This is a genomic window from Savagea faecisuis, from assembly GCF_042675605.1.
Taxonomy (GTDB): Bacteria; Bacillota; Bacilli; order Bacillales_A; family Planococcaceae; genus Savagea; species Savagea faecisuis.
Genome location: NZ_JBHTJF010000016.1, coordinates 60,739 through 66,738 on the forward strand (window position 1 = coordinate 60,739; position 6,000 = coordinate 66,738).

Annotated in this window: 6 protein-coding genes; all 6 read left to right on the forward strand. The window is 37.2% G+C overall.

The features are described from left to right. The first annotated feature begins 21 nt into the window (after positions 1-21). On the forward strand, positions 22-564 hold the full coding sequence (locus ACFQ0V_RS04010) for a uracil-DNA glycosylase family protein (RefSeq protein WP_381009980.1): 543 nt from the start codon (positions 22-24) through the stop codon (positions 562-564). Positions 565-740: 176 nt separating this feature from the next. Then, entirely contained in the window at positions 741-1,595 is an 855-nt protein-coding gene (locus ACFQ0V_RS04015) for a HipA domain-containing protein (RefSeq protein WP_381009983.1), read from the forward strand. After that, positions 1,592-2,347, forward strand: coding sequence for an HIRAN domain-containing protein (locus tag ACFQ0V_RS04020; protein ID WP_381009985.1), 756 nt, complete (start codon positions 1,592-1,594; stop codon positions 2,345-2,347). The genes ACFQ0V_RS04015 and ACFQ0V_RS04020 overlap by 4 nt, the downstream gene beginning before the upstream one ends. Positions 2,348-2,857: 510 nt before the next feature. Next, positions 2,858-3,880, forward strand: a complete 1,023-nt coding sequence (locus ACFQ0V_RS04025) for an Rpn family recombination-promoting nuclease/putative transposase (protein WP_381009988.1) — start codon at positions 2,858-2,860, stop codon at positions 3,878-3,880. A gap of 66 nt (positions 3,881-3,946) precedes the next feature. Further along, on the forward strand, positions 3,947-4,237 hold the full coding sequence (locus ACFQ0V_RS04030; protein WP_381009991.1) for a hypothetical protein: 291 nt from the start codon (positions 3,947-3,949) through the stop codon (positions 4,235-4,237). Between the two features lie 192 nt (positions 4,238-4,429). Then, entirely contained in the window at positions 4,430-5,419 is a 990-nt protein-coding gene (locus ACFQ0V_RS04035) for a hypothetical protein (RefSeq protein ID WP_381009994.1), read from the forward strand. The last annotated feature ends 581 nt before the right edge of the window (positions 5,420-6,000 follow it).

The following is a 6,000-nucleotide window of genomic DNA, read 5'->3' on the forward strand; positions in this document are numbered from 1 at the left end:
ATAGAGAGGAGAAGGAAGAAAATGGATTCGAATTTGTATTTTGAATCAGGAAGAGAAGGAAAGATTACCTTGGTACTTTCTTGTCCTGGTGCTTGTGAAGAGTTGCAAGGCCGACCAGCAGTAGGAAAAAGCGGAGAAAATTTAAAAGAGATATTAACTAAAGTAAATGAACTGTCTAAAACAAAGAATTGGACTAGAGAGAAAGTCACAATAACAAATGCATGGGATAAAGCAGAGCATATTTGTAAAACTGGTAGAAGTGAGGCTAAAATATCAGAAATAAAAAGTACATCTAATATTAATCGTCTATTTTATGATGTGGAACACACAGAGGAATACATTATTTGTTTTGGAAAAAGAGCTCAAATGGCTATTAAACAAGTAATAAAATCACATTTTCAAAATAAAAAGTCTCCTAAAATAATTAACACACGACAACCTGGGTTCCAATCTTTGAATCGCATAACAAAAGATATTGAAGGAAATACTATTTTAAAAGGACAGAAAGATGCTACAAGAAGAAGATTGCAAGTTATTGCTCATGAAATTTTTGAGCAAATGTAACTTGGGAATAAATATCGGTGCCTGACACTTACACCTATTTAATAATTTGTTAGAAGGTTTGATCAATTAGGAAAATAGTAATTCTTCGTGGTGGCTTTATTGTGTTGTGGATGACAAGAGAGCTATAAAACGGTATACTTGAAGATAATAACAATTTTGTGGAAGGGGCGATGTAAATGATCGATACCTCGCTCTGGAAACGAGATGAGAAAAGTCAGGCTTCCGGTACCCGTTCGAAATTTTGGCTGTTAGAACCAGGAACAGATCTTGAAAATCCCATAAAGCATCTTTTCAAGATACCTACTGAAGGAACGGGTGGTCATTGGGCTGAATTTGTCGCTAGTGAAGTAGGGAAGAGGATAGGTTTTCATACAGCTGAGGTAAAGTTAGCCGAACATGCAGGTGTACTAGGAACAATTTCTAAGAACTTTCGTGCCGATGTAGAAGAATTGTATGAAGGTGGAGATTTATTTTTAGCACGATTTGAAGATTTCAATCGTCATTCGTTGACTTATTACGAGTTACCTCACATTCTAGATATCCTTGTTGCATATGATTTAGAGAAGGATTTTGTAGGGATCCCTGTTTACGATACATTAATTGCGAATAATGACCGACATTGTGATAATTGGGGTGTTCTGAGTAGTCCAGAAGGGATTCGTATGGCTCCCATTTATGACAATGGTTCTTCTCTAGGATTTAACGAAACTCCAGAGAGAAAGCATAAAATGCTGACTGACGATAGAATGTTGGCAGGGTTTTGTAACAGAGGTAAACCAAACATTGGCTTGCCAGGAAGAAAAAAGCCAAAGCATTTTGAATTATTATCTTACCTTTATGAATTTTATCCTAAGGAACTTCAATTAGCAGTTTCTAGGTTAGAGCAGCTGAATAAGAGGATGTTAATATCTATAGTGGATGAAATACCGAACTGTGTAATGAGTGACTTAGATAAGGAGTGGGTAATACGTCTTGTACTTTATCGCAAAGATTGGATTTTGAATTGGTTAGAAGGGAGCGTAAAAGCATGAGAAAGAGACCATTTGAACTGTGGCTAGTTTGGCAAAATGTTAAAACACGACAACGTTATCACGTGGGTAGTTTACATTATGAAAATGACATCTATACATTTTCATATGAAACAGAAGGATATAGAAGAAAATTAGCAGAAGCGATGGACAATGGGTATCGGCCTCATTTAGCATTTCCAGACATTAATAAAACGTATACTTCTTCAACCCTTTTTGGACCATTTGCGAGACGGCTACCAGACACTCGAAGACCCGACTATCAATCTGTTCTCCGAGGTTTGGGGCTTTCACCAGAATGTACGGAAATGGATGTTTTACGAGCAACAGGTGGAATTTTAGCCACCGACTCTTATGAGTTTGTTTCACCCATCTTGGTTGAAAATCATTACTTTAATTTAGATTTCTTTGTAGCGGGATGGCGCTACTATGATGGGAATCAGGTGATTGACCAGCTACGAGTAGGTGACAGTGTCGAATTTTCGTTGGATCCTGGAAATGAGTATGACCATAAAGCAGTTGTCGTAATGTCGGTGAATGGGAAGAAGTTAGGTTTTATCCCAGCTTTTTATAGTGGCTGGATGTTTGAAGTAATCGCAAAAGATTGCGACTATAAAGCGAGAGTAGAGGCCATTTATCCGCATGCGGTCGCACATCGGAAAGTTAATATTTCCATTGTAGGAGAAGTAAGTCAACATTTAAACATAAAAGAAATGTTAAATGATAAAGAAGAGCTTTTAGCGGTGACGTACTGATCGAGATAAGTAGTTGTGCTTATCTGATTGATTACACCTGCGATAAAATAGTCGAAATAGATATCCAAGGTATATGGTAAATTGGTGTAAAAAGTAGAGTTGATTCGTTTCGTAATGGATCCACTCTACTTTTTTCATTTTATAATTGATTTAACTTTTACAACACATTTAAATAAAGGTGAAATCTGAGGATTATTAAGAAGAATTTTTCATTTTGGGAATTATTATTTAAAAGCGGTGTTTTACTCTTGCCCGTTTGTTTTAAATTTTTTATAATAAGAACAAGCGTTCCTTTTTGTTCCTCGGTTGAAGTGGTGATTCCAAATGATAGAATCGGCTAATTTGGATATTCATTCGTTTGGGAACGGACTTCATTCATATTCTCACAATTAAAATTCGTGGTATAATATGGATATATATGGCTGTTTGAAAAGAGATATAGGTGGTTTTTGTCTAAAAAAGAGTGAGAAAATCGAAGTCATCCCGAAATGCAACAGAGGAGATGATGAGATGAGTAAACGTGCTTTACGGCGAATCCCCTTAGAGAAGTTAATGGATTTAAAAGTGGATTACGCATTCAAACAATTGTTTGGAAGCGAGAAAAATAAAGAAATTACGGTCGTATTTTTGAATGCGATTTTACAAAAAACTGGTCGCGCTACGATCCGAGAGATTGTTTTTATCGACCAAGAAGTCGGCGGGCAATTTGTAGACGATAAGCAATCGCGTTTAGACATCGTCGTCCGCACTCAAACGGGTGATTTCATTAATGTTGAGATGCAGTTATCGAATCAAAATGACATGGTGAAGCGTACGCTTTATTATTGGTCGCGATTGTTTTCTGAACAGTTACGCCGAGGCGAAGTGTATCAAGATTTGCGCCCGACGATTACGATTAACATTTGTGATTTTACATTGTTTTCGCAAACGGATTATTATCACAGTACGTATCACTTATATGAAGATACGGTACTGAAACGACTTCATCCTGAAGATGACGTACTTGAAATTCATTTTATCGAGATGAAGAAGTTCATTCAAGCGTGGCATGAGGAAACCCTTGATCCGTGGGATGATCTTTTAGTGCGATGGCTTTTATTGTTAGGAATGGTCGATGCAAGGAAGCAACGTGTGTACGATGAAATTTATAAAGAATTGGAGGCGTTAGCGATGAAGGACGAACGTTTAATGGAAGCATTTGAGGCATGGGACGAATTGAGCGCCACACCTGAAATGAGAATGGCTTACACTTCACGACTAAAAACGATTTTAGATACAGAATCGAAGCTGCGCTATGCGATGACGAAAGGAAAAGAAGAGGGTATAAAAGAAGGTAGAGAAGAGGGTATAAAAGAAGGTAGAGAAGAAGGTATAAAAGAAGGAATTGAACAAGGGGCAATCGAAACAAATAAAAATACCATTTTCAATGGTTATCGCAATGGGCTAGATGTCGCTACGTTAAGTATGTTGACAGGATATAGCGAGCAAGAGGTTGAAAGAATTATAGAGTCGTTTGAAAAAGAAACAGAGTAAGCAGTGATTGCTTGTCAATTGTTCATAACAAAATCTTCGAGTTTATTGGATAGGGGGCGGTTAGTGATGAAAGACGAACGTTTAATGGAAGCATTTGAGGCATGGGACGAATTGAGCGCCACTCCTGAAATGAGAATAGATAACATTTTACGACTAAAACCTATTTTAGACGCAGAATCTAAGCGACGATACGCGATGACGAAAGGAAAAGAAGAGGGTAGAGAAGAAGGTATAAAAGAGGTCATCCGCAAAGGATATGAAAATGGTATAGATCTCTCTATGTTAAGTATGTTGACGGGATATAGTGAACAAGATGTTCAAGCGGTTATTCAATCTTTTGAAAATGAAGAAAAATAGGGTAGATGAAGTGTGAGTGATGATCGTCGCTCACACTTTTTAATCCATTCATCATTTTCTTATAATACATAAGTATTTATTATTATTATTCATTCACTTTGATGAAATGGGGCATTTATGACACGTGCCTTCCCCTATACTAAGAATCAAGATAAAGGAATTGCCAAAATCATTGAAGTGGGGGAATGCAATATGCAACATGAATTAGTGAATGTTAGTGAAATTACACAAGTAGAACGTCCAGTGCTCATTCAATTTTTTGAGAAATACATTTCATTGCTTGTGAAGAAAGAAAAGTACGAAGCGTATAGTAGTGAGGAACGTCAAACGATTCGTCAACGAAAAGCAAAAACGTTGCGCTCGATCGAACGTGATTATGAGAAAGCGTACGATTCATATTTTGAAGAAGATGTTCGAAAGCATCGTCGTCAAGTGCGCAAGGTAGAGCAATGGTTGTTTCGGGAAAGACGATTCGTCTTTTTAAGAATATGGATGCTCGTTTGGCTCTATTACTTTTTATTTAACGAAACATTAGGAAGTACGGGATACTTTTGGACGGCATTTTTCGTCGCTATACCGATTTACATGTTTCGTGGCTTAATCAAAAAGCTATTCCAGTTCCTCTTTAATATGTTCAAAAAAGTGTATTTCATCATGATTGAGAAACAATCGATTCGTCAAGCGGCTGCGCAAGGTGTTACGAAGGAGAACTTAAAAGAAGTCGGAGGATTTGCATTAAGTTTACAAAAGGCAGAAGAAGAGTTTCAAGAAGCGGAGCAGAAGTTTAACGGAGAGATGCGCTCTGTATTGCGTGAAATTAAAGGGGAGATTGAACCGTATGCTCAATACTTACCACCTGTTAGAAGCTTCAGCAACATTCCGCAGTTAATGATCATGTACAATGCCGTTCTCATCGGAAGAGCGGATACGTGGAAAGAATGTTTAGAAGTGCTTTCGATTGAAGTGAAGCATCAAGAAATCGTTCAAAATATGCAACATTTAAAACGGTTAGGAAATGACTTAATACGAGAAAGTCAAGTCGTTTCAAGCAAGTTAAGTGAAGTGAATCGTGAAATTCGTCAAGCGAGCCATACGCTACAATCGGAATTAAGACAAGTGGAACATGCGGTAAAGTATGAAAATTACGCGACGGTTGACGTCTATCACCATAAATCAAAATAGCTATCATTCGATAAAAAATCCACCCTCTCTCGTATGAAGAAAGGGTAGATCTGTATGTAGACCACTCCCCGGCGAAAGAGAGTGGCTCACTTTTATGGCGAAATAAAAGTTGAATCTGTAAAAGCGACTAACCTAATATTATCGGTAGTCATATGTTAATTATAAACCTTTTTCATAAAAAAGCTACTGAACGATACTCTTAATTTTCATTGATTTTCTATCTTTCATTACCTAATCCGTGTTTCTCTTGGAGAAGGTAAGAAGTCTGACCTCTTTGTACCATTGAAAGTAAGTGTATCACCTAATAGAACGTTCTTCAATGAAAAAGGTTTCATCTGAAATCGGCAAGGATACCCCCACTTCAATCGTGTGAAGGGCGATAGCTCAACGATAAGTGGGGGAGGAATTGCCGTCAGATACGGTAGTATCTGAAACCTGTACCTTGCCTCCTCCTTTCTCCATTTTTGTTTAATTTTCACTAAAATCTTGATATAATTTAATTAGTGAAAGGCGGTGAACATAATGACTACAATTACTGCAAAAATACAAATATACGTTTCTAACGACCAATCTAAAAATCT